21 protein-coding genes, 1 tRNA gene and 2 pseudogenes are annotated in these 21,063 nt (G+C 74.7%); 5 read left to right on the top strand and 19 right to left on the bottom strand.

Annotated features, from left to right (window positions below):
- Positions 1-2: 2 nt before the first annotated feature.
- A pseudogene (locus OG852_RS08095) lies at positions 3-1,021 on the top strand (IS5 family transposase).
- Positions 1,022-1,040: 19 nt separating this feature from the next.
- On the opposite strand, the gene OG852_RS08090 reads toward OG852_RS08095, so the two are convergent.
- From OG852_RS08090 to OG852_RS08070, 5 genes are read right to left on the bottom strand one after another with little or no spacing between them, the layout of a single operon-like run.
- The gene (locus OG852_RS08090; RefSeq protein ID WP_330347459.1) at positions 1,041-1,457 is read right to left on the bottom strand and encodes a (2Fe-2S) ferredoxin domain-containing protein; all 417 of its coding nucleotides are present in this window, start codon (positions 1,455-1,457) and stop codon (positions 1,041-1,043) included.
- Positions 1,458-1,462: 5 nt separating this feature from the next.
- Positions 1,463-2,002: an NUDIX hydrolase family protein gene (locus OG852_RS08085; protein ID WP_133917635.1), complete on the bottom strand. Its 540-nt coding sequence runs from the start codon at positions 2,000-2,002 to the stop codon at positions 1,463-1,465.
- A 15-nt stretch (positions 2,003-2,017) separates the two neighbouring features.
- Positions 2,018-3,151, bottom strand: a complete 1,134-nt coding sequence (locus OG852_RS08080; RefSeq protein WP_330347458.1) for an amidohydrolase family protein — start codon at positions 3,149-3,151, stop codon at positions 2,018-2,020.
- Position 3,152: 1 nt separating this feature from the next.
- Positions 3,153-4,556, bottom strand: coding sequence for a glutamine synthetase family protein (locus OG852_RS08075; protein WP_133917633.1), 1,404 nt, complete (start codon positions 4,554-4,556; stop codon positions 3,153-3,155).
- Positions 4,557-4,587: 31 nt separating this feature from the next.
- Positions 4,588-5,376, bottom strand: a complete 789-nt coding sequence (locus tag OG852_RS08070) for an SAM-dependent methyltransferase (RefSeq protein WP_330347457.1) — start codon at positions 5,374-5,376, stop codon at positions 4,588-4,590.
- Positions 5,377-5,525: 149 nt separating this feature from the next.
- On the opposite strand from OG852_RS08070, the gene OG852_RS08065 reads away from it, so the two are divergent.
- On the top strand, positions 5,526-6,380 hold the full coding sequence (locus OG852_RS08065; RefSeq protein ID WP_133917631.1) for a Cof-type HAD-IIB family hydrolase: 855 nt from the start codon (positions 5,526-5,528) through the stop codon (positions 6,378-6,380).
- Positions 6,381-6,392: 12 nt separating this feature from the next.
- Here the strand turns inward: OG852_RS08065 and OG852_RS08060 are convergent, their stop codons facing one another.
- The 4 genes from OG852_RS08060 to OG852_RS08045 form a co-directional block, all read right to left on the bottom strand.
- Positions 6,393-7,106 (bottom strand): response regulator, encoded by a 714-nt coding sequence (locus OG852_RS08060; protein WP_133917630.1) that lies wholly within the window; start codon positions 7,104-7,106, stop codon positions 6,393-6,395.
- 113 nt (positions 7,107-7,219) lie between these two features.
- Positions 7,220-9,223 carry an FtsX-like permease family protein gene (locus OG852_RS08055; RefSeq protein ID WP_330347456.1) on the bottom strand — a complete coding sequence of 668 codons (2,004 nt, stop codon included), beginning with the start codon at positions 9,221-9,223 and terminating at the stop codon, positions 7,220-7,222.
- A gap of 23 nt (positions 9,224-9,246) precedes the next feature.
- Positions 9,247-9,930: an ABC transporter ATP-binding protein gene (locus tag OG852_RS08050; protein ID WP_133917629.1), complete on the bottom strand. Its 684-nt coding sequence runs from the start codon at positions 9,928-9,930 to the stop codon at positions 9,247-9,249.
- On the bottom strand, positions 9,927-10,295 hold the full coding sequence (locus OG852_RS08045) for a DUF4333 domain-containing protein (RefSeq protein WP_330347455.1): 369 nt from the start codon (positions 10,293-10,295) through the stop codon (positions 9,927-9,929). Before OG852_RS08045 ends, OG852_RS08050 begins: the two co-directional genes overlap by 4 nt.
- Positions 10,296-10,430: 135 nt before the next feature.
- On the opposite strand from OG852_RS08045, the gene OG852_RS08040 reads away from it, so the two are divergent.
- Positions 10,431-11,687: an amidohydrolase gene (locus tag OG852_RS08040; RefSeq protein ID WP_330347454.1), complete on the top strand. Its 1,257-nt coding sequence runs from the start codon at positions 10,431-10,433 to the stop codon at positions 11,685-11,687.
- On the opposite strand, the gene OG852_RS08035 is transcribed toward OG852_RS08040, so the two are convergent.
- Positions 11,681-12,505: an alpha/beta hydrolase gene (locus tag OG852_RS08035; RefSeq protein ID WP_330347453.1), complete on the bottom strand. Its 825-nt coding sequence runs from the start codon at positions 12,503-12,505 to the stop codon at positions 11,681-11,683. The genes OG852_RS08040 and OG852_RS08035 overlap by 7 nt on opposite strands.
- 144 nt (positions 12,506-12,649) lie before the next feature.
- On the opposite strand from OG852_RS08035, the gene OG852_RS08030 reads away from it, so the two are divergent.
- Complete coding sequence (locus OG852_RS08030; RefSeq protein ID WP_133917625.1) at positions 12,650-13,423, top strand: sulfite exporter TauE/SafE family protein; 774 nt, start codon at positions 12,650-12,652, stop codon at positions 13,421-13,423.
- On the opposite strand, the pseudogene OG852_RS08025 reads toward OG852_RS08030, so the two are convergent.
- From OG852_RS08025 to OG852_RS08010, 4 genes and pseudogenes are all read right to left on the bottom strand, one after another.
- A pseudogene (locus OG852_RS08025) lies at positions 13,423-14,190 on the bottom strand (HAD-IIA family hydrolase); the annotation flags it as partial. The gene OG852_RS08030 and the pseudogene OG852_RS08025 overlap by 1 nt on opposite strands.
- A gap of 61 nt (positions 14,191-14,251) precedes the next feature.
- A complete protein-coding gene (locus OG852_RS08020; protein WP_133917624.1) occupies positions 14,252-14,707 on the bottom strand; it encodes a PaaI family thioesterase in 456 nt (151 codons plus the stop codon).
- A gap of 186 nt (positions 14,708-14,893) precedes the next feature.
- Positions 14,894-15,667, bottom strand: coding sequence for a precorrin-6A synthase (deacetylating) (gene cobF / locus OG852_RS08015; protein ID WP_133917623.1), 774 nt, complete (start codon positions 15,665-15,667; stop codon positions 14,894-14,896).
- Between the two features lie 61 nt (positions 15,668-15,728).
- Positions 15,729-16,217 carry a DUF309 domain-containing protein gene (locus tag OG852_RS08010; RefSeq protein ID WP_330347452.1) on the bottom strand — a complete coding sequence of 163 codons (489 nt, stop codon included), beginning with the start codon at positions 16,215-16,217 and terminating at the stop codon, positions 15,729-15,731.
- A gap of 94 nt (positions 16,218-16,311) precedes the next feature.
- Here OG852_RS08010 and OG852_RS08005 point away from each other — a divergent pair.
- Positions 16,312-16,385: transfer RNA gene (locus OG852_RS08005), tRNA-Pro, on the top strand.
- A 65-nt stretch (positions 16,386-16,450) separates the two neighbouring features.
- Here OG852_RS08005 and OG852_RS08000 read toward each other — a convergent pair.
- From OG852_RS08000 to OG852_RS07980, 5 genes are all read right to left on the bottom strand, one after another.
- Positions 16,451-18,124 (bottom strand): HEXXH motif domain-containing protein, encoded by a 1,674-nt coding sequence (locus OG852_RS08000; protein ID WP_330347451.1) that lies wholly within the window; start codon positions 18,122-18,124, stop codon positions 16,451-16,453.
- A gap of 37 nt (positions 18,125-18,161) precedes the next feature.
- On the bottom strand, positions 18,162-18,344 hold the full coding sequence (locus OG852_RS07995) for an aldo/keto reductase (RefSeq protein WP_133917620.1): 183 nt from the start codon (positions 18,342-18,344) through the stop codon (positions 18,162-18,164).
- A 136-nt stretch (positions 18,345-18,480) separates the two neighbouring features.
- On the bottom strand, positions 18,481-19,083 hold the full coding sequence (locus OG852_RS07990) for an effector-associated domain 2-containing protein (protein ID WP_330347450.1): 603 nt from the start codon (positions 19,081-19,083) through the stop codon (positions 18,481-18,483).
- A 165-nt stretch (positions 19,084-19,248) separates the two neighbouring features.
- The gene (locus OG852_RS07985) at positions 19,249-19,566 is read right to left on the bottom strand and encodes a hypothetical protein (RefSeq protein ID WP_330347449.1); all 318 of its coding nucleotides are present in this window, start codon (positions 19,564-19,566) and stop codon (positions 19,249-19,251) included.
- A 34-nt stretch (positions 19,567-19,600) separates the two neighbouring features.
- Positions 19,601-21,028: a hypothetical protein gene (locus tag OG852_RS07980; protein ID WP_330347448.1), complete on the bottom strand. Its 1,428-nt coding sequence runs from the start codon at positions 21,026-21,028 to the stop codon at positions 19,601-19,603.
- Between the last annotated feature and the right edge of the window lie 35 nt (positions 21,029-21,063).

Here is a 21,063-nt window from a genome sequence, read left to right as displayed (position 1 = left end):
GAGTGGCGCGTTTTGATGTGACGGATGCCGAGTGGGCGTTGATCGAGGCTCGTCTGCCGGTGGCGGCGACGGGTCCGCTGCCGCTGCGGGTGCGGGACCAGTTCAACGGGGTGCTGTGGAGGTTCCGTACGGGCAGCGGCTGGCGTGATGTCCCGGAGCGCTACGGGCCCTGGTCCACGGTGTACTCGCGGTTTAACGCCTGGTCGAAGGCCGGCGTGTTCCAGGCGTTGATGGACGGTCTGATCGCCGAGGCGGCCGCACGGGGGCGGGTCGGGCTGGAACTGGTCAGTGTGGACTCCACGATCGTGCGGGCCCATCACGAATCGGCAGGCCTGGCGGTTGCCGGGGAGACCCTGGACGCTCTCGAACAGGCCCTGACCGAGGAAAAGGGGGTTCCGCTGCCGGAGCAGGGACCCGTCCTGCGGGTGATGCGCCGCAGGCCACACCCGGTGCGGGCGACGCAGAGGAGGAGGACCGGAAGCGGTCCGCGGCACGGCGCCGTCGCCGGGCACGGGCAAAGGCCGCCGGGCTCGGCAGGTCCAGAGGCGGACTGAGCAGCAAGGTCCACGCCGCGGTCGACGCGGCGGGACTGCCGCTGGTACTCGTGCTGACCCCGGGCCAGACGGCGGACTGCCCGCAGTTCCGGGCAGTACTCGACCAGATCCGTGTCCCAGGTCCGAGTGGCCGCCCCCGCACCCGGCCCGGGGCGGTGGCCGCCGACAAGGCCTACTCGTCCAAGGACAACCGCGCCTACCTGCGCAGACGCGGGATCACCGCAGTCATCCCGGAAAAGACGGACCAGGCCGCCAACCGCCGCAGGAAGGGCTCGGCCGGCGGTCGTCCCCTCGCCTTCGACACGTACCTCTACAGGCAGCGCAACACCGTTGAGCGCTGCTTCCAGAGGATCAAGACCTGGCGCGGACTCGCCACCCGCTACGACAAGTCCCCCGAGAGCTACGAAGCAGGACTGCACCTCAGAGCATCGCTCATGTGGTTGAAGCACATCACCTCAACCACATGATCCGAACCCCGAACACCCCCTAGCGCCGGCTGCGGACACGGGCGTCCCGGGGCGGCTGGATGAACTGCAGCTCCAGCGTCACCGGAGGCGCCGCCACACCGGGGCCGCCGGCCCGTGCCCACTCCAGGAGCTCGTCGGTGCAGTCGTCGTCGGAGGCGAAGCCGACCCAGGTGGGCCGCCCACCCGCCCGGCGCCCTGCGGCGGAGGGCTGGACCACGATGACGTTGGCCTGGTCACAGGGGCCGAGGCAGTCCGTCGTCCGGACCTCCAGGGCGCCGCCCGAGTCGGCCGCCGCCGCCCGCAGCCGCTCCAGCTGCCAGGCGTGGTCGTAGCCGGGGTGTTTGCGGGCGTCACCGCAGCAGCAGCCCCTGCGCACCACGAGGGTGCAGGGGCGACTGCGGGCGGCTCCGATCAGCGCGCGCTGACGGGGAACCATCCGGTTCAGGACGCCGACAGGCCGACGTGGGCCAGGGCCTGCCGGAGCAGGAACCCGTGCCCGCCCGGCATCTCGCTCTGGACCGCCGGGGAGGCCGCCTCCTGAGGGTCGAACCAGACCAGGTCCAGGGCGTCCTGGCGGGGCTGGCAGTCACCGGTCACCGGCACGATGTAGGCCAGCGACACCGCGTGCTGACGGGGGTCGTGGTACGGCGTGATGCCCTGCGTCGGGAAGTACTCCGCGACCGTGAACGGCTGCAGGGAGGCCGGGAGCTTGGGCAGGGCCACCGGCCCGAGGTCCTTCTCCAGGTGGCGCAGCAGGGCGTCGCGGACCCGTTCGTGGTGCAGGACCCGGCCGGAGACCAGGGTCCGGCTGACGTTTCCGTCGGGTCCGATGCGCAACAGCAGTCCGATGCTGACGACTTCGCCGCTGTCGTCGACGCGCACGGGCACGGCCTCGACGTAGAGGATCGGCATCCGGGCGCGGGCCATCTCGAGCTCGTCCGCGCTCAGCCAGCCGGGTGTGGTCTCGGTCAAGTCTGACATTGCTTGATCATACTTTCAGTGTCCGTCGGGAAGCCGGTAGACCCGGCGGGCGTTGTCGGCTCCGGCCCAGCGTGCCAGGCGCAGCGCGTCCGGCAGGCTCAGTTCGTCGGCGTCCACCCGGTCCTGGAGGAGGTCTCCCAGGCCCCGGCGGAACGCCAGCGCTCCGAGGGCGTAGAACTCCGACACACCGTAGGCGTCCGAGCTGTACAGCAGTTTGCGGAACGGTGTGATCTCCAACGCTTCCTCCAGCACCGTCCGTGCCCGCACCGGGCCGACGTGGTGCAGGGTCAGCCCCACGTCGAGGTACACCTGCTCGAACACGGCCGCGAGGTACGCGGCCTGCCGCTGGTAGGGCCAGCAGTGCAGGAGCAGCACCGGGATCGTGCCCGCGATCCGGTGCAACCAGTCCGTGAGAAGTGTGGGGTCCACCCGGTGCAGCCGGATGTCGTTGTCGCCGAAGCCGGTGTGCAGCTGCAGGGGGAGCCCGAGGTCGACGGCCGTCCACAGCAGATGCCGTATCAGGACCGGTTCGTCGAGCCGGCCGCCGCGCGCCAGCCACCGCCGGGCCGCGCGGGTGACCTCCGCCTCGAAGGGGCGGGCCGGGTCCAGGTCGAAGCCGGTGCGGTAGGCGGCCACCGACTTCACCCCGGCCACCCCGGGCCGGCGCACCGCGTCCAGCGCCGCCGCCCGGAACGCGTCGGCGTACCCGCCCGCGTCGACGCCGTCGGCGGCCACGGACTCCGCCACCGACTCCAGCCGTACGACCTCCAGCGCGATGCCGTCGCCCACCCGGGCCAGCTCGGCGGGCGGCGTGAGGGGGTGCGGGGTGTACCCGGTGTCGACGCAGAACACGCCGGTGCGGGCCGCCGTCAGGAAGCGGCGGTTCACCTCCTCGGGGCCGAGTGCCGCGCGCCGGGCCAGATACGCGTCGGGGGGTGCGTGCCGGTCGAGGTCGAGCAGGGGTGCGCAGTGACGGCGTACGGCGACCCCGGCGGGGGTGTCGAAGGGGGAGACGCCCGGCCAGGTCCCGCCCTCGGTGAGCAGCGCCTCGAAGCCCGGCCGGTCCAGGGGGTCGGCGACCACGCCGTGGCAGTGGTGGTCCACCAGCTCCAGCGCGGCGAGTTCCTCGTGGACCGGTCCGGCGCCCATGTCAGTACACCCACCGGTAGGCGGCGGCCACCTGTGTGTCGTCCAGTCCGTAGGTCGCGTCGATCTCGCCCTGTCGTACGGCCGTCACCGCGTCGGCGAGGACCGGCCCCAGGGCCGCCCGCAGCACCGCGTCGTCACGGAACTCCGCGAGGGCCCGGGTGAGCGAGGTGGGCAGCCGCCGTACGCCCTTCGCCGCGGCCTCGTCGGCGGCGAGTCGGGCCGGGTCGCCGGTGATCTCCTCCGGGAGCGTGGCCCGCGCCGCCAGCCCGTCCACCCCGGCGGCGATCAGACAGCCCAGCAGCAGATACGGGTTGGCGGCCAGGTCGACCGGTTTGACCTCCAGGTTCGCCTGCTCCGCACGCCGGCCTGCCGTGCCCCGCACCAGCCGCAGCGCCGACTCGCGGGTCTCCAGGCCCCAGGCGGTGTAGACGCCCGCCCACTGGGAGGGTTTGAGCCGCAGATAGCTGGCCGGGCTGGGCGCGGTCACCGCCGTCAGGGCGGGCAGCCGGGCCAGGACGCCGGCGGCGAAGGACTCCGCGTCGGCCGTCAGGCCGTGCCGCCCGTCGCCGCCGGAGTGCAGGTTGCGGCCCTCGCGCCAGGCGGACAGATGGACGTGTCCGCCGTTGCCGACGCCCTCCGCGGCGACGGCGGGGGAGAAGGAGACCCGCAGGCCGTGCCGGCGGGCCACCGCGCGGATCGTCTGCCGGACGAGGACACTGCGGTCGGCCGCCGCCACCGGGTCCAGCGCGCCCACCGAGATCTCGAACTGGCCCGGCGCGTACTCCGGATGGATCTGGTCGACGGTCACGCCCTGCGCCTCGCAGGCCGCCAGCAGCTCGGCGGTGTACGCGCTCAGCTCGACCATCCGGGTCGCCGAGTACGCCGGTCCCGTCGTCGCCGGGACGAACTCCCCGGGGGGCGCGGAGTCCAGCCCCACCGACCACTCGATCTCGATGCCGGCCCGGAAGGCGAGGCCGTGGTCGCGGGCGGCGTCCGCGACGATCCGGCGCAGGAAGGTGCGCGAGCAGCCCGGATGCCGTTCGCCGTCCTGGGTGAGGCGGTCGACCGGCGCCCACGCCCACCCCGGCTGCCCGGCCAGCACCACCAGCCGGTCCAGGTCCGGGAACAGCCGCAGATCGCCGTCGGGGGAGCCCAGGACGTCCGTGGTGACGATGTGGTCGTTCGCCAGGAACGTGTCGAACACCGGGGACATCCCGACGCCCCAGGCCGCCGCCGACGCGAGGCCCGCCGTCGGGACCGTCTTGACCCGGCCGACGCCCGCGGTGTCGACGTACGACAGGACGATCCCGTGCACGCCCGCGCCGGACAGCTCCCCGCTCAGCGCGGAGGCCCGCTCGACGTCTCCGGGACGCCCGCCGGGGACGGGGTCGGCAAGGGTGGTCATACGTCCTCCACGGGCTCGTCCGTCAGGGACCTCAGGGTTTCACGGCCACCGCGCCGTACTGCGGCACCACCGGCGCCGAGTCGTCGTCGGCACGCCAGCGCGAGCAGGACACCAGGCCTGGTTCCAGCAGCTCCAGCCCCTCGAAGAACGCGGCGATCTCCGCGCCGGAGCGGGCGGTGATCGGCGGGGTGGCGTTCTCGTTCCAGAACTTCATCGCCGGGATCTGGCCCTCGCCGCCCACCTGAGGGTCGTGCGTGGGGTGCGTGAGGACCAGGAGGCTGCCGGAGGGCACCTGGGCCATGACCTTGCGGACGATGTCCCGGGCCGCCTCGTAGTCCAGGACGAAGTTGAGGATGCCCAGCATCATCACCGCGACCGGGCGGTCGAAGTCCAGCGTGCCGGAGGCCCGTTCGAGGATCGCGACCGGGTCGTGGACATCGGCGTCGATGTAGTCGGTGGCGCCCTCGGAGGTGCCCGTCAGCAGGGTGCGGGCGTGCGCCAGCACGATCGGGTCGTTGTCGACGTACACGATCTTGGAGTCCGGCGCGATCCGCTGCGCTATCTCGTGCGTGTTGTCGGCCGTCGGCAGCCCGGTGCCGACGTCCAGGAACTGCCGCACCCCGCGCTCCTCGGCGAGGTGGCGCACCGCCCGGCCGAGGAACCAGCGGTCCGCGCGGGCGATGTCCCGGATCAGCGGGAACATCCCGGCGACGTGCTCACCGACCCGCTGGTCGACCTCGTAGTTGTCCTTGCCGCCGATCCAGTAGTTCCACACCCGCGCGTTGTGCGCCACGCTGGTGTCCAGCCGTGCACCGCCCACGTCACCGCTCCCTCTCGCGTCCGACCGTCCGGCTGTCCATTGTGCCGCCCCATGATCATCGCTGTCCCGGGATTCCCGGGGTCCCCCGGTAGGGTGACCCTCCGGTCACCCCGTCGCAGCCCGCGCGCCCGCAGCACAGGAAGCAGGACATGCCCTACTCGCCCGCCCCCCGGCCGACCGCCCCCGAGCTCCCGGCCGGTCCCGTCGACATCCGGCTCGTCGTGACCGACATGGACGGAACCCTGCTCGACGACGACAAGCGGATCCCCGAGGGGCTGTGGGACACGCTGGCCCGGCTGCGCGAGCGCGGGGTGCTGTTCAGCCCGGCGAGCGGACGCCAGTACGCCACCCTGGCCGAGGAGTTCGCCGAGGTCGCCGACGGGATGGTGTTCATAGCCGAGAACGGCACCTATGTGGTGCGCGACGGGCGGGAACTGAGTTCCGATCCACTGGAGCCGGGCGTGGCCGCGAGGATCGTCGGCGCGGTGCGGGGGCTCGCGGCCGGCGGGGTCGACCTGGGCGCCGTCGTCTGCGGGAAGCGGTCCGCGTACGTCGAGCGGGCCGACGAGGCCTTCCTCGCCGAGGTGCGCCGGTACTACGTGCGCTGCGAGGTCGTCGAGGACCTCACCGCCGTCGACGACGAGGTCATCAAGGTCGCCCTCTTCGACTTCGGCCCCGTCGAGGAGACCACCGCCCCGGCGCTCGCCCCCTTCGCCGACACCCATCAGGTCGTCGTCTCCGGCGAGCACTGGGTCGACGTCATGAACCGCACCGCCAACAAGGGCGCCGCCCTGCGCCGGCTCCAGCGCGAGCTGGGCATCACCCCCGCCCAGACCATGGTGTTCGGCGACTACCTCAACGACCTGGAGATGCTGGACGCCGCCGACTGGTCGTTCGCCATGGCCAACGCCCATCCGCAGGTCGTCGGCCGGGCCCGCCACCTCGCGCCCTCCAACAACGACAACGGGGTGCTGCGCACCATCGCGCGCGTCCTGGACCTCTGAGCCGGCCGGGGCTCAGGGGCGCGGCCGGGCGTGGCCGTGCTGCCAGGCCCAGGCCGCGATCTCGACGCGGTTCCGGGCGCCCAGTTTCAGCTGCACGCTGGAGAGATGGGTCTTCACCGTCGACAGCGAGACGTACAGCTCGGCGGCGATCTCCGCGTTCGTCCTGCCCAGGGCGACCAGGCGGACGACGTCCAGCTCACGGTCGGTGAGCGGCTCGGCGGCGGCCGGGCGCGGGGCGGCGGCCGCGGGCGGCCGCGGGGCGGTGAGGTGCCGCAGCAGCCGGACGGTGACCGACGGGGACACCAGGGAGTCGCCCGCTGCGGCGGCCCGGACCGCCTCGGCCAGGAGGGTGGGCCCGGAGTCCTTCAGCAGGAAGCCGCAGGCACCGCCGCGCAGCGCCCCGTACACGTACTCGTCCAGGTCGAAGGTGGTGACCACCACCACCCGCAGCGGATCCGCCACCTCGGGCCCGGCGAGCAGCCGGGTGGCCTCCAGACCGTCCAGCCTCGGCATCCGGATGTCCAGCAGACACACGTCCGGCCGCAGCCGGCGCGCCAGCGCCACCGCCTCCTCCCCGTCGGCGGCCTCCGCGACCACCGTGATGTCCGGCTGCGCGTCCAGGAAGAAACGGAAGCCGGTGCGGACCATGTCCTGGTCGTCGGCGATCAGGACCCGGATCGGAGAAGCCGCGGTGGCACCGGCGGCGGCCTGGTTCGGGGGGAGCATGGGTCGCATCATGCCTCAGGTCGGGGGCGGGAAGGGCGATCGGGCCCGGCTGTCGAAGGGGCGCGGGGAACCGCGCGAACAGCCACGACGGCGCCGCGGCGAACCGACGGCACTCAGTCCGCGGTCGGCGCCGGGTCCGCCGTCACCCGGCGCAGGAGGGGGCGGCTCGCGGTGATCGCGGCGACCATGGCGAGCGCGCCGAGGACGATGCAGAGCGCGAGGCGCAGGGCGCCGGACGCGTTGATCGTGGCGCCGGCCATCTCGTTGAGCCGGTAGGAGCCGTACACGCCCATGGCGGTGGTGCCGCCGGCCAGGACCACCAGGGGCAGGACCGTCTCCCGGGTGCGCGCCCGGTCCAGCACCCTCAGCGGGGTGCCCGCCAGCCGCAGCAGGCCGTACACCCGGCGCCGGTCGAGGACGTTCGCCGCGGCGGTCAGGCCCGCGGAGGCGGTCGCGACGAGGAAGCTCAGCGCGAGGGTGCCGGTGCTGACGTCGGCGAGGCGGTCGGTGACCACCCGGTCGCCCGCACCCGCGTAGTCCTGGCCGTAGGGGGCGCGGGCGGTGCCGAGGCCGGTGAGGGCGGTGGCGGCCGCGTCGAGCCGCCGGTCGCCCCCGGAGACCTGGACGATCAGACCGTTCGCGCCGGCCAGCAGGCTGTCGTAGTCGTCCTCCCGGCCGACCGTGACCGTCGCGTCGACACCGGAGTCCTTCAGCAGGGCGCGCGCCTCGGCCGCCGCCCGCGGGCCGCCGGAGGTGATCACCGCGAGCTGGTCCCGGTGGGCGGAGCCGTCGGCGCCCAGCAGGCTGACCGAGAAGAACCCGGCCGCGAACCCGGCCAGCACCAGCCCGCTGACGGTGCGCCAGGCGCCACGCGGGTCGTCGCTGAGCCCGCGGGCCGCCAGCAGGGTCGCCGGGCGGCGGGCGAAGCGGCCGACGAGCCGCCCCAGCCGGTCCACCACCCACGGCCCGAACAGCCAGAACGCGCCGTAGAAGAGCAGCAGCAGGGCGAGCGCCTGGCGCGGCCTGAGCCCGCCGTCCCCGCCGGAGGACGTGAGGATGTACAGCAGGACCGCCACGAACACCGCGAGCCGGATCAGCCGGGTGCGACGCGGGTTCGCCTGCTGGGCGACGCCCAGCGGAGCGGTCGCCACCCGCCGCAGCATGGACACCGCGCTCACCGTGATCAGCCCGGTGACCGCCGCCACCGCCGCCCCGACCCAGCCGGCCCCGACCCACAGATCGCCGGTGTACCAGGAACCCACGCCGAACGGGATCCGGGCCAGGGCGGGCAGCAGCGCCGCGTAGGCGAGCGCCCCGGCCACGGCACCGGCCGCGCCGACCGCGGCGGCCTCGGCGGCGGTCATCGCGATGATCTGGCGCGGGGTCGCCCCGGCCAGCCGCAGCGCGGCGAGCCGCTGTTCGCGCCGGGCCGCGCCGAGCCGTCCTCCCGCCGCCGACAGCACCACCACGGGCATCGCCAGCAGGACGACCCCCAGCAGCGCCATCCCGCGGTCGGAGGCGGTGAACATGCTCGCCTTCGTCCCGCCGAACCCGGCGACCCGCGCCCGCGCGGTCTGCCCCTCGTCGAACCAGGTCCGCTCGCCCGCGGCCGCGGGGGACACCTCCGGGGCGTCGGGCGCCCGGCCCACCACGGCGACCAGTTCGTCCGGCGAGGCGAGCCCGGCCGCGCCGATCGTGCCGTACGACGCCGTCCTCGGGAAGCGGCCGGCCAGTTCGCCGGCGGGCAGGGTCCGCAGCAGCTCGGCCAGGGCGGGGGAGACGTCCACCTCGCCCTGCCGGGGGAAGCGGGCGAGGCCGGGCGGCGCCTCGGGCGTGGGCCGGCCGGGGATCCGGGCCAGGGACACCACGGTGAGCGGTGTGTGCCGTACGTACGTCGTGGTGACGGCCTGGACGGCGGTGGCCCGCCGGGCGGGCTCGGGGGTGCGCCAGGCGGTGCGGTCGGCGCGGGTGCCGGAGCCGAGGCAGACGGCCAGCACCACCAGCGTCACGAACGTGCCGGTGGCGGCGACCGCGGCGGCGAGCAGCAGGCTCTGCAGTCCGCGCCGGCCGGAGGAGCGGGCCAGATGCCAGGTCAGGGGGAGGACGGGGGAGCGCATGCGGTTCTCCTGGGGCGTCGCGGTCAGGCGACCGTGTACTGGGTGTGGCCGCTGACGCGGCCGTCGCGGACGTGCAGCACGCGGTCGCAGTGGGCGGCGACGTCCGCGTCGTGCGTGACCATCACCAGGGCGGCGCCCTGCTCACGGGTGACGGAGGTGAGCAGCCGGACCACCTCCTCGCTGGTGCGCTGGTCCAGGGCGCCGGTCGGCTCGTCCGCGAACACCACGTCCGGCTCGACGGCCAGCGCCCGGGCGATGGCGACCCGCTGCGCCTGACCGCCCGAGAGCTGCCCCGGGCGGCGCCTCTCCAGTCCGTCGAGGCCCAGGGGGGCGAACCAGCGACGGGCCCGCTCGACGGCCTTCGCGCGCGGGACGCCCTCCAGCATCAGCGGCAGGGCGACGTTCTCCTCCGCCGGCAGCTCGGGCAGCAACTGGCCGAACTGGAAGACGAATCCGAAGCGGGAGCGGCGCAGCGCGCTCAGCCGGTTCTCCCCGAGCCGGTCGATGCGCTCGCCGCGCAGCAGCACCTGGCCGCCGTCGGGGCGGACGATCCCGGCGAGGGTGTGCAGCAGGGTGGACTTGCCGGACCCCGAAGGGCCCATGATCGCCAGGGAGTCGCGCTCGCCCACCTCGAGGTCCACCCCGGCCAGGGCGGTGGTGGAGCCGTACGTCTTCACGAGGCCGTGGGCGGCCAGGACCGGGCTCATCGCTCGAACCTCCAGGTGACGGACTGGGCGGTCGCCCGCACCACGGTGACCGGGATGTCGACGGTCCTGCCGCCGCTCTCCTCGCCGACGCAGGTGAGGGTGGCGCCGGCCACCGCCTCCAGACCGCTCGGGCAGCTCACGGAGACGGCCGTGCCGACCCACGGCAGCGGGTGGTACTTGCCCTCGGTGCGGCCCTCGACGATGTTCGCGGCCAGCGCCCTGTGACCGTCGACGAGGACGGACGTGTACTGGTCGAGCCCGGTCGTCGACTCGGTGCCGGAGAGCAGATGGGTGCCGAGGCCGCCGACGGCCACCACGGCCGCGGCGCCGCCGACCGCGCCCACGACGAACTTGCTGGACAGCATCGCGTGCTCCTGGAAGGTGGAGGAAGAAGGGGCTCCAGCCTCGCCTCCCGGGGCCGCCCGCCGCCTCGGCCGAACGGCCACCGTCCGAGGGCCGGGTCCTCGACCGTTCGGCCGACCACGCCGTACTCTCCGCCCATGACCGATCCGGCCGTCGTCGCCCGTCTCACCCGGGACATCACCTCGGGTCTGAAGCAGGGGGACCTGGAGGACTTCTACCGGGACCTGCACCGTCACCCGGAGCTCGCCTTCACGGAGCACCGCACCGCGGCGCGGCTCGCCGGGCGGCTGCGGGGCGCCGGGTACGAGGTGACCGAGGGCGTCGCCCGGACCGGTGTGGTGGGGGTGCTCGCCAACGGGGAAGGGCCGGTGGTGTGGCTGCGCGGCGACATGGACGCGCTGCCCGTGCCCGAGGCGACCGGACTGCCGTACGCCTCGACCGTCGACGGGGTGATGCACGCCTGCGGCCACGACCTCCATGTCACCTGGCTGGCCGCGGCCGCCGAGGTCCTCGCCGCCGCCCGGGACACCTGGTCCGGCACGCTCGTCGTGGTGGGGCAGCCCGCCGAGGAGGCGGAGGGCGGGGCCGCCGCGATGGTCGCCGACGGCGTCCACGAGCGCTTCCCGCGTCCCGACGTGCTGTTCGGGCAGCACGCGGCGCCCGGGCTCGCCGGGTTCTATCCGCACACCCCCGGACTGACCCTGTCGGCCTCGGACGACATCGAGGTCGTCGTGCACGGCGTGGGCGGGCACGGGTCACGGCCCGAGTCGACCGTCGACCCGGTCGTCACGGCCGCGTACGTCGTCACGCGACTGCAGACCGTCGTCTCCCGGGAGGTCGCGGCGGGCGATACGGCGGTGCTGACGGTGGGTTCGTTCCACGCCGGGACGCAATCCAACATCATCCCGGCCGAGGCGCGGCTCGCGCTGAACGTGCGCACCCGCGACGACCGGGTGCGCGAGCGGGTCCTCACCGCGATCCGGCGGATCGTCGAGGGCGAGTGCGCCGCCGCCGGCTCCCCGGTGCCGCCGGAGGTCACGGTCCTGCACGGCTATCCGAACACCGTCAACGACCCCGCCCTGGACGGCGAGATCGCCGCCGTCCACCGTCACCTCTTCGGCGAGCACACGGTGTTCGACTTCGGCCCGACGATGGGCAGCGAGGACTTCTCGCTGCTCGCGCCGCCGGGCGTGCCCTACGACTACTGGTACGTGACCTCGACCCCGGCCGCCGTCTGGGAGGCGGCGCCGGGGGCGGAGTTGCTGGAGAAGTTCGCCAACGTGCCCGGGAACCACAGCCCGTTGTTCGCACCGGACCCCTCGGTGCTGGTGCCGGGGGTGCGGACGCTGGTGTCGGCGGCGCTGTCCCGGCTGGCGGGGGGCCCGCCTCAGTAGGCGGGCAGGGGCGCCTCGCCGTGGTCGAGCACCCCGTCCAGGAAGCCGGTCAGGTCGGCGAAAACCTCCGTCCGGTTCGTCTCGTGGAACACCTCGTGCCGGGCCCCCGCGTAGATCCGCTCGGTCAGTCCGCCCCCGCCGAGCCGCTCGACTCCGGTGCGGCTGCCGGGCAGTGGGACCAGCCGGTCGTCGTCGCCGTGCAGCCACAGCATCGGGAGCGGGCCGACGGGGCCGTCCTCGGCGACGGTCCGCAGGGTCCGTACGAACGCCTCGAGCGTCGGCCGTTTCATCGGCCCGTGCCAGACCAGGGGATCCGCCGCGTACGCCACGCCGACCGCCGGGTCACGGGAGAGCGCGGCGGGGCTGATCGGGACGTCGGGGATCTCCTCGTGCGCCAGCAGCCGTCCGGGGAGGTCCCAGGCGCCGATGACCGGCCCGGACAGCACGAGCGCGGTGAGCCCGTCGCCGTACCGCTGGGCGTAGCGGGCGGCGATCAGACCGCCCATGGAGTGCCCGATCACGACCAGCGGCAGGTCCGGGTGGGTGCGGCGGGCGAGGTCCGCGACCGTCCGCACATCGGTGACCACGTCCTCGAAGTCCTCGATCCGCACCCGCTCGCCGTCCGACCGGCCGTGCCCCATGTGGTCGGGCGCGAACACGGCCGCTCCGTGCGCGGTGAGGACGCCGGCGAGGCCCTCGTAGCGGCCGGCGTGCTCGCCGTAGCCGTGCACGACGAGGGCGAGGTAGCGGGCCGTCGGGTTGCGCCACTCGTGCGCGGTGATCGTGCCCCGTGTGCCGGCGAGGACGTGCTCGGCCATGGCTCCTCCAAGGGGGTCGGGTGACGGTCTCCCGGGATCCTCTCAGGCGGGGGCGCGGGTACGGGTGGGGCGCGCGCTGTACCTGGTCATCAGGCGAGACGGTTCTTATGCCGTCGCATACGTGCGCATAGCATCGGTCTCCGCATGAACACGATGAACCTGTGGCACATCACCGGCTGGGAGTTCGCCGCCCTCGCCCTCGCGGCCCTGCTGGTCGGCTTCTCCAAGACGGCGGTCAGCGGCGCCAACACGGTCAGCCTGGCGATCTTCGCGGCGGTCCTGCCGGCCCGCGCCTCGACCGGTGTCCTGCTGCCGCTGCTGATCGCGGGGGACGTGCTGGCCGTCCTCACCTACCGGCGGCACGCCCACTGGCCCACGCTGTGGCGGCTGTTCCCGGCGGTCGCGGCCGGTGTGGTCCTCGGCACGGTCTTCCTGCTGTGGGCCGACGACGGGGCGGTGCGCACCTCGATCGGCGCGATCCTGCTGCTGATGGCGGCCGTCACCCTGTGGCGCCGCCGAACGGCCGAGGCGGCCGTCGAACCCGACGCGGTGGTCACCCGCGCGGGCCGCGTCAAGGCCCGCTCCTACGGCGTCCTCGGCGGCTTCACCACGATGGTCGCCAACGCGGGCGGGCCGGTGATGTCGATGTACCTGCTCTCGGCGGGCTTCCGCAAGCTCGGCTTCCTCGGCACCTCCGCGTTCTTCTTCCTCATCGTCAACCTCTCGAAGGTGCCCTTCAGCGCCGGTCTCGGTCTGATCGACGGGCCCTCGCTGCTCCTGGACGCCGCGCTCGCCGTGTTCGTGGTCCCCGGGGCGCTGCTCGGCAAGTGGGCGGTGCACCGCATCAACCAGCGGCTGTTCGAACAGCTCGTCATCGCGGCGACGGTCGTGGGCGGGCTGCAACTGCTCCTGCGCTGACCCAGCAGCCGCGGAAGGTCCGCGAAGGAGTCGACGACGTGGTCGGGGGTGCCGCTCGCCGCGCGGTGCGTCTGCGGCAGGTACTTGCCCGTCCGCACCAGCACTCCGCCGATCCCGGCGTGCTGGGCCGCCAGGACGTCCGACTCGATGTCGTCGCCCACCATCAGGGTGGTCCCGGCGTCCGCCCCGAGATGCCGCAGCGCCGCCGCGAAGAACGCCGGCGACGGCTTGCCGGTGACCTCGGCCGTCACCCGCGCGGCCGCCTCCAGGCCGGTCACGAACGCCCCCGCGTCCAGCCGCAGCCCGGCGTCCGTACGCCAGTACAGGTTCCGGTGCATCGCCACCAGCCGAGCGCCCCGCTGGAGGTGTCCGAAGGCCCGGTCCAGCGCCGCGTACCCGAACTCGGGGCCGGCGCCGCCGACGACGACCACGTCCACCTCGTCCTCGACGAGGGTGACCCCTTCGAGGTCCTCCGCGATGTCCCCGCTGTTCAGCAGCGCGCACCGGGCTCCCGGGTGGTGCTCGGCGAGGTGCGCGGCGGTGACGGCCGGGGCGGTGAGGATGTCGTCGGCGGTCACCGGGAAGCCGGCGTCCGCGAGCGTGCGGGCGATCGAGGCGCGGGTGCGGGAGGTGGTGTTGGTGACCAGGGCGACACCGAGCCCGGCCGCCCGGACCGCCCCCAACGCGTCCACCGCACCCGGCAGCGGCTGCCAGGAGACGGTGAGAACCCCGTCGATGTCGACCAGGACGGCGTGCACTGCATCCATACGGGGACGATAGCGCCGGAGGCGGGCCGGGCGACCGGTCGCGGCCGGGGCCCGGCGGGGCTCAGGTGTTCGGGGGGAGGATCATGCACGTGGTGGTCGCGTGGGCGATCAGTTTGCCCTGGTCGTCGGTGACCCTGCCCTCGGCGGTGGCGGTGCGGCGGCCCGCGTGGATGACGGTGCCCTCGGCGGTGAGGGTCTGGCCGTCGGTGCGGGCGGCCCGTATGTAGTTCACCTTCAGCTCCAGCGTGGTGTACCCGGTGCCGGCGGGCAGCGTGGTGTGGACCGCGCAGGCCAGCGCCGAGTCCAGCATCGTCGCGGCGATGCCGCCGTGCACCGTGCCGAGCGGGTTGGCGAAGTCGGGCCGGGTGTCGAGCGAGAGCACGATCCGCCCCTCCTCCACCTCGTCGAAGCGCATCCCGAGCAGCCGCCCGATGGACGGCGTGTCGCCCAGCCGTCCGTCCCGTACGAGACGCAGGAGTTCGAGGCCGGAGAGGGCCGTGAGGTCGGTGGTGGTCACGTGGGATCCTTTCGAGGGGCTTGCTGTCGTGCCGTCCGCACGCGGGACGTCCGTCCGCGCCGCGGGAGTTCACCCGCCGAGCGGGACTTTATGGTGCCCAGGGTGTCGCCCGCCTTACCCGCCCCGCCCGCCGCCTGGAACGGGCCGGCTCCGGCGGCGCTCTCGATCACCCGGTCGACGCCCGGGCTATCGCTCCCCCGGGTTGCGGCGCAGCAGGTACGTGTCCATGATCCAGCCCTTGCGCTCGCGCGCCTCGGCCCGCAGCCGCTCGATCCGGGGGCCGGCCTCGGCGAGCGGACCGGAGGCGAGGATCTCGTCCGGGGTGCCGATGTAGGCGCCCCAGTAGATGTCGATGTCCTCGTCCGCGTACCGCCGGAACGTCTGGTGGGCGTCCAGCATCACCACCACGTCGTCGACGCCCTCCGGGAAGCCCTCGGCGAGCCGTCGCCCGGTGGTGATCTGCACCGGCCGCGCCACCCGGTTCAGGCCCGTGCGGTGCCGGGCGACCAGTGCCGAGACGCTGCTGATGCCGGGCACGACGTCGTGCTCGAAGGCCACCGTGCCCCGCGCCAGCACCTCCTCCAGGACGCCCAGGGTGCTGTCGTACAGCGCGGGGTCGCCCCACACCAGGAACGCGCCGCTCTCGTCCTCGCCGAGCTCCCGGGTGATCAGCCGCTCGTAGAGGTCCGCGCGGGCGCTGCGCCAGTCGCCGACCGCGGGGGAGTAGTCGGCCCCGCCGGCCCGGCGGTCCCGCTCCGGGTCGGGGGCCTCGACCACCCGGTACCCGCCCTCGGGCCGATGGGTCTCCAGCATGTCCCGGCGCAGCCGCGTCAGGTCGCTCTTCACCTCGCCCTTGTCGAGGACGAAGAACACGTCCGTGCTCCGCAGGGCCCGCACCGCCTGCAGGGTGAGCTGGTCGGGGTCGCCCGCGCCGATACCGATGACATGAATCTTTCGCACACCCCGGAGTCTGCCGCACCCCACCGACGGGGAAGCACCCGGGAGCCGATCGCGCCCGGTGTCACCGCAGGCGCGGTGCGTGCCGCCCCGCGTCCACCGCGGCACCGGTCCGCTCCACCTCGTCCGCCAGCGCCCGCGCCCAGCGGACCACCCCCGTCAGGTCCATCCCGTACGCGCGCCCCGACCCCGCCGCCCACTCCGCCACGGCTCCGGCGCCGCGTCGCAGCAGCCGGGGGCCGCCGGTGAGGTTGCCCCGGGCCGCGTGGGTCAGCCCCACCGCGAGCTGGGCGAGTCCGCGCCACAGCGCGCGTTCCTCCTCGGGGCCGGTCTTCCAGGCGTCCTCGAAGACCTCGTGCGCGTGGAACGGCTTCCCCGCGTCCAGCAGGGCCTGCGCGTCGGCGACGGTCTCCTCCGGGCTCCGTACGACCCCCTCGGGCTGCCGTGCGACTCCTTGCGCCCCGTACGGCAGCGGCCGCCCCAGCCCGTCCCGGGGCCGCGCGCTGCGCGCCCGCCCCTCCTCGTCCCGGTCCCGCTCCACGCTCTGGTCCATTCCTCCATTGTCCCGTGGCGGGGGCCCTTCGAGGGGGGGCCGCGGTGGGGTAGAGTACTGTTCGCGCGATCACGTGGAACTTCGTGACGCGCGACGGGACGTGGCGCAGCTTGGTAGCGCACTTGACTGGGGGTCAAGGGGTCGCAGGTTCAAATCCTGTCGTCCCGACTTGCTCGAACAGCAGGTCAAGGCCGTATCGGAGGCTCCGGTACGGCCTTTTCGCCGTCCTGGGGTCAGGACGCGCGCGGCGCGGGCAGGTGCGCCCGCTCGGGGCGGGCGAGGGCAGCGGCCGCCGCGCGGCCCGGGTGGGCGAGGGCGGTCGAGACCAGCGCGCCGGCCCGGGCGGCGGGGTCGCCCGCGGCGGCCCGCAGATAGAGGGGGAGGGCGGCGCCCGGGTCACCGGCGGCGAGCAACTCGTCGGCGGTCTCCGGCCGCGCCGCGACCCGGGCGAAGCCGGGGGTGCGCGGGTCGGGCCAGGAACTGTCCGAGGGGACCGGGGCGTAGTGCGGGGGACGCAGGTTGCGCAGCCGCCATTCCGTGCGGTGCAGCCGGGCCGCGGTGCGCGCCCGGTAGAGGAGGGCGGCGGGCACCTGCTCGTGGAGCCAGCCGGCCAGGGTGCCGGCGAGGCCGTCGACGACGACCCGCCCGTGCGCGGTCAGCCGCCCGGACTGGGACAGCGTCCGGACGACCAGGCGGGACTGGAGGCGGCGCAGGGCGAAGTGGTACGCGGCGGACTCCCGGGTGGCAGGGTCGCTCGCCGGGTCGCGCATGCGCAGCCGCCAGAAGCCCGCGACACCCGTGAAGGCGTACGCCCCGTGCAGGAGGCCGGTGAGATGACGGGGGTCGCTGCGCCACGGGGCGTAGTAGCGCTCGCCGCGGTCGTCGTCGAGGAGCGGGAAGTGGTGCAGGAGCGCGGCGAGTTTGCTGTGCTGGAACTCGTGGACCAGGGTCTCGGCCAGCCGTACGGCGTCGGGCGGCCGGGAGATGACCATGGAGGCGTAGGCGTCCCCGGTGGAGGCGGAGAGCTGGGGGTGGTGCGTGTCGCGGTCGCCCGGGTCGGTGGGCTGCCAGGGGACGATCGTACGGATGCGGCCCGGGTCGACGGTGCCGGCGACGAGCAGGCCGCGGGCGTCGCCGCCGGCCGGGGCGTCCCTTGTGAGGAGGGCGTGCGCCTCGGCGTACAGGCTCTGCCAGCACGCCGCTTCCTCGGCGGACAGGGGCTGGGGGGCCACCGGCTCGTCGAGGTCCCGGTACGGGTCCAGGTCGTCCAGGGCGACCGAGCCGGGGCGCAGCGTCCGCAGGGGGCGCCAGTGGGCGGCGGGCGGCGAGTCCACGGACGTGCGGGGGGTGCCGCCCTGACCGGTGGTCAGGGTGAACGCGCCCTGTGCGACCGCGAGTCGGCCCACGCCGTGCTCGGGATGGTGTCCGGGCGCCGTGACGAGCCCGAGCCCCGGGAGCGACAGACTGCCCGCGCGCAGGGGCACCGGCAGCTCCGCGTCGATGCCGCAGCGCAGCGCGGCGGTGGCGGCCAGCGCGAAGAGCCGCCCCGGGTCCGTCCACAGGTCGGCCCGCTCTTGTGCGCGCGGTGGTTCCCGGTGCAGGCGGCGCAGGGTGTGGGCCAGCCAGGTGCCGGTCTGCGGACTGGTGAGGAGGTCGTCGGCGATGCCGGGCGCGGTGCGGGCGGCCCGTTCGAGGAGGGTCCAGGCGTCCGTCCAGGGACCGATGGGCGCGGTGAGCGCGGGCCGGTCGTCGAGGGCGTCGAGGAGCTCTTTGAGCAGCAGGAGGCGGCGGGTCCGCTCGCCCTTCTCCAGGAAGGTCAGCGCGGTGGGGGTGGCCCCGCCGGAGGCGAGAGCGGCGAGATCCTCGCCGGCCAGAGCCAGCCGGGGGTACGACGGGTCGGCACTCATGCCTGCTCCGATTCCGGTGGTGCTCGGGCCCCTGCCGCTACTCGGCGCGGCCCGGGTTCGAGCCGCCCAGCGCGTTCGCCCGGGGGCGGCGGACCTCGTCGAGGAGCCGCTCGGCGGGTGCCGGGAGGGCGACGGTGCGCAGATTGTGCAGCGACACGGACCCCAGGTCGGGCAGATCCGACGACCGGTGGTCCGCAGACTCCGCTGGCGACTGGGGCACTTCGGTTATCCACCTCGACTCTGGTCCTGGACCGCGTCGAGGTGCATCGCACACACATGCGGTGAACGCACCCGATCCGCCGTGGCGGTCAGGTCACGCGTGAGGTTAACAGAAAATGAGGCGGTGTCACGGCACGTCACGGAAGGTCTCCCGACGAGCCGTCGACGATCCGCATGGCCTCGTACAGAGCCTCCAGACCGCCCTCCGTGCGGCTGAGATGGAGGACGATGCCGACGAGGTCGGCGCGGGACGCCCGGGACCGCGGGACGTGCTCGCCGAGCCGTCGGGGCAGGGCGTCCACGAGGTTCTGCCGGGCGCCGGGATCCGACGCCCAGGGGCGTTGGCACAGCGCGTCGACGAGGGCGCCGATGGTGAGGGGGCCGGTGTCGTCGGGGCGGTGCGCGCGGTGCGCGCCGTTGCCGCGGTCGGCTCGTCCGGGGTCCCTCAGGGAACCGACGGAGACGTCGTGGCCGGGGTCCCGCAGCCGGGTCCAGCTGGCGGTGCCTCCTTCGTCGGCGGTGCGGGCGGCGCGTTCGACGGCCTCGACGAAGGCGGGGTCGAGGGGCGTGGTGGCGTCGGCGCGCAGGTGGAGCCGTTCCAGGACGAGGCCGGAGAAGCGGCCGGCGCGTTCCACGGGCGCGTTGGGGGTCCGCTGTCCCCGGCGGGCCGCGTGCAGATGGACCTGGCGGGCGCGGTCGGCCGGGCGGGCCTGCGGCAGGGTCTCGGTCGGCGGGGACACGGACAGGTTCAGCTCGTGCTGGAAGGTCGCGCAGGCGTCGACGATCCACGCCTGCTCCGGGTGGTGGGGGACGGCGGTGCCGGCGTAGTAGGCGAGGACGTCGTCCAGGTCGATGTTGAGCGCGTCGTGTTCCGACGCGTCGGCGGTGAGCAGGCGCAGCCGGCCCTACGGGTCGAGGTAGCCGTGGCCGCCCCAGAACACCCACAGCAGCCGGGAGGCGACGGCGGGCAGTTCCCGTACGAGCGTGCGGCGCAGCGCCCACCTGTCGCAGGGCCGGTAGGGCAGGTCCGGGGCGTGGCCCGGCGCCGGCGCGAGATGGAGGCGGATGTTGCCGTCCGGCACGCCCCGGTCGAGCAGCCACGTGCGAAAGCGCAGGGCGTCGTCGGAGGGGCCCGGGAGGGTCCAGCGGGGCCCGAAGGCGTAGGTCTCGATCCCCACGACCAGCGCGTGGACGTCGTCGGGGGACGCGGCCGGGTCGGTCATCGTGCTCCTCGTGCGCGGGTCGCAGGGGGTGGGTTCAGGTCAGCCGCCCGGCCACGGCCTCGTACAGCGCCGGGTTGGTCCAGTACGCGCTGTGGGCGTGGGGGAAGGGCTGTCCGCTGGGGAGCGGGACGTCGGTGGCGTGCGCGGGGAAGAGCGGTTGCGCGGCGAACGCGAGCAGGTCGCGGGGGTCGTGGAGGTTGAGCCACGGGGGGAACGACGGCGGCAGCGGGCTCGGGTGCCGCAGCGAGGGGAGGGCGCCGGTCTCGTAGAGGAAGGGGGCCTGGGAGCCGGCGGTGACGAGGAGGGTGACCTGGGGGAGGGCGTGGGTGACGAGGGTGTCGACGGCGATGATGCCGCCGAGGCTGTGGCAGAGCAGGACGACGGGGCCGCTCTGGGCGCGGACCAGGTCGGCGAGGTGGGTGCGGTGGGCGTCGCCGTGGGCGAGGTAGCGCAGGATGTCGCCCGCCGCGGGGTGGGTCGCGCGGGTGAGGGCGGCGCGGCGGCGCACGGCCGCGCGGGAGGCGAGCGGGGTCACCGCGCGCAGCAGCAGCCGCGCCGGTCCGCGCTCGGAGCCGGGCGGGCGGCCGCCCAGCCGGATGGCGAGCACGGCGACGGCCGCGTCCCGGCCCGTGGCGGTCGGGCTGAGCGGGTCGCCGGTGTCGGCGGCGTCCGCGAGCAGCAGCGCGACCAGGGCCCGGGCGGTGAGTTCGGCGAGCGTGTCGGCGTCGGCCGCCTCGGCCGCCGCGGTGAGTTCGGAGGCGGTCAGGAGGGTGCGCACCGCCTGCTCGCCGTGCGGGGCGGCGGTGAGACCGAGCGTGGCGTCCAGCCCGGCGGGGTCGGCGAGCAGTTCGGCGAGGCGGCCGCGGACCGCCGCGTCGGGCGGGGCCTGCTGGGGCGGCACCGGGCCGGACGGGGCCCCGCCGGCACCCGCGAGGCGCAGTTCGGCGAACGGATCGACGTGCAGGAGCTCCCACGCGGCGGCATCGGCCTCGGCGTGCGCGTCGGCGTGGGCGTCGGCCGCCGCAACGGGTCCGGGGCGCCGGGTGCCGTCGGCGGTGACGCCGGTGCCCGGGCGCCGGGCGTCGGCGACGGTGCTGCCGCTTGCCGGGCGCCGGTTGTCGTCGGCCGTGGTTCCGGCTCCGTGCGGGGGGCCGCTGGTCGGCTCGGTGCCGGGGGCGGGCATGGGGCCCGGTTCGGCACCGGCGCCCGGGTCGCGGAGGGGGCCCTGCGCCGCGCCGTCTCCCGGGTCGCGCAGGGGGGCCGGTACGGCGCCCGCGCCCGGCCCGTTCGGGATGCTGGCGCCGTTCGCTGCCAGGGTGGCGCCGTGGTGGGTGCCCCAGTCGCAGGTGACCAGGTGGGTGTGGGGGGCGGCGCGGTGGAGCCCGTCGCGCACGCGGGCGGTCAGCGCCGTCAGGGCGGGTTCGCGCACGCCGGTGCCGTGCACGAAGACGACCGTGGTCATGAGGGTTCCTCCTGCCCGTGCGCCGCCCGGTCGCC

Origin of the sequence: Streptomyces sp. NBC_00582, assembly GCF_036345155.1 — a bacterium.
Taxonomy (GTDB): Bacteria; Actinomycetota; Actinomycetes; order Streptomycetales; family Streptomycetaceae; genus Streptomyces.
Note: the sequence above shows the minus strand (reverse complement) of the source record. Positions and strands in the feature narration are given on the sequence as shown.

Bases quoted from the DNA above. Each gene is read 5' to 3' on its own strand.
- OG852_RS08090 (WP_330347459.1), bottom strand. From the start codon at position 1,457: ATGGTTCCCCGTCAGCGCGCGCTGATCGGAGCCGCCCGCAGTCGCCCC.
- OG852_RS08085 (WP_133917635.1), bottom strand. From the start codon at position 2,002: ATGTCAGACTTGACCGAGACCACACCCGGCTGGCTGAGCGCGGACGAG.
- OG852_RS08080 (WP_330347458.1), bottom strand. From the start codon at position 3,151: ATGGGCGCCGGACCGGTCCACGAGGAACTCGCCGCGCTGGAGCTGGTG.
- OG852_RS08075 (WP_133917633.1), bottom strand. From the start codon at position 4,556: ATGACCACCCTTGCCGACCCCGTCCCCGGCGGGCGTCCCGGAGACGTC.
- OG852_RS08065 (WP_133917631.1), top strand. From the start codon at position 5,526: ATGCCCTACTCGCCCGCCCCCCGGCCGACCGCCCCCGAGCTCCCGGCC.
- OG852_RS08060 (WP_133917630.1), bottom strand. From the start codon at position 7,106: ATGCTCCCCCCGAACCAGGCCGCCGCCGGTGCCACCGCGGCTTCTCCG.
- OG852_RS08055 (WP_330347456.1), bottom strand. From the start codon at position 9,223: ATGCGCTCCCCCGTCCTCCCCCTGACCTGGCATCTGGCCCGCTCCTCC.
- OG852_RS08050 (WP_133917629.1), bottom strand. From the start codon at position 9,930: ATGAGCCCGGTCCTGGCCGCCCACGGCCTCGTGAAGACGTACGGCTCC.
- OG852_RS08045 (WP_330347455.1), bottom strand. From the start codon at position 10,295: ATGCTGTCCAGCAAGTTCGTCGTGGGCGCGGTCGGCGGCGCCGCGGCC.
- OG852_RS08040 (WP_330347454.1), top strand. From the start codon at position 10,431: ATGACCGATCCGGCCGTCGTCGCCCGTCTCACCCGGGACATCACCTCG.
- OG852_RS08035 (WP_330347453.1), bottom strand. From the start codon at position 12,505: ATGGCCGAGCACGTCCTCGCCGGCACACGGGGCACGATCACCGCGCAC.
- OG852_RS08030 (WP_133917625.1), top strand. From the start codon at position 12,650: ATGAACACGATGAACCTGTGGCACATCACCGGCTGGGAGTTCGCCGCC.
- OG852_RS08010 (WP_330347452.1), bottom strand. From the start codon at position 16,217: ATGGACCAGAGCGTGGAGCGGGACCGGGACGAGGAGGGGCGGGCGCGC.
- OG852_RS08000 (WP_330347451.1), bottom strand. From the start codon at position 18,124: ATGAGTGCCGACCCGTCGTACCCCCGGCTGGCTCTGGCCGGCGAGGAT.
- OG852_RS07985 (WP_330347449.1), bottom strand. From the start codon at position 19,566: ATGACCGACCCGGCCGCGTCCCCCGACGACGTCCACGCGCTGGTCGTG.
- OG852_RS07980 (WP_330347448.1), bottom strand. From the start codon at position 21,028: ATGACCACGGTCGTCTTCGTGCACGGCACCGGCGTGCGCGAACCCGCC.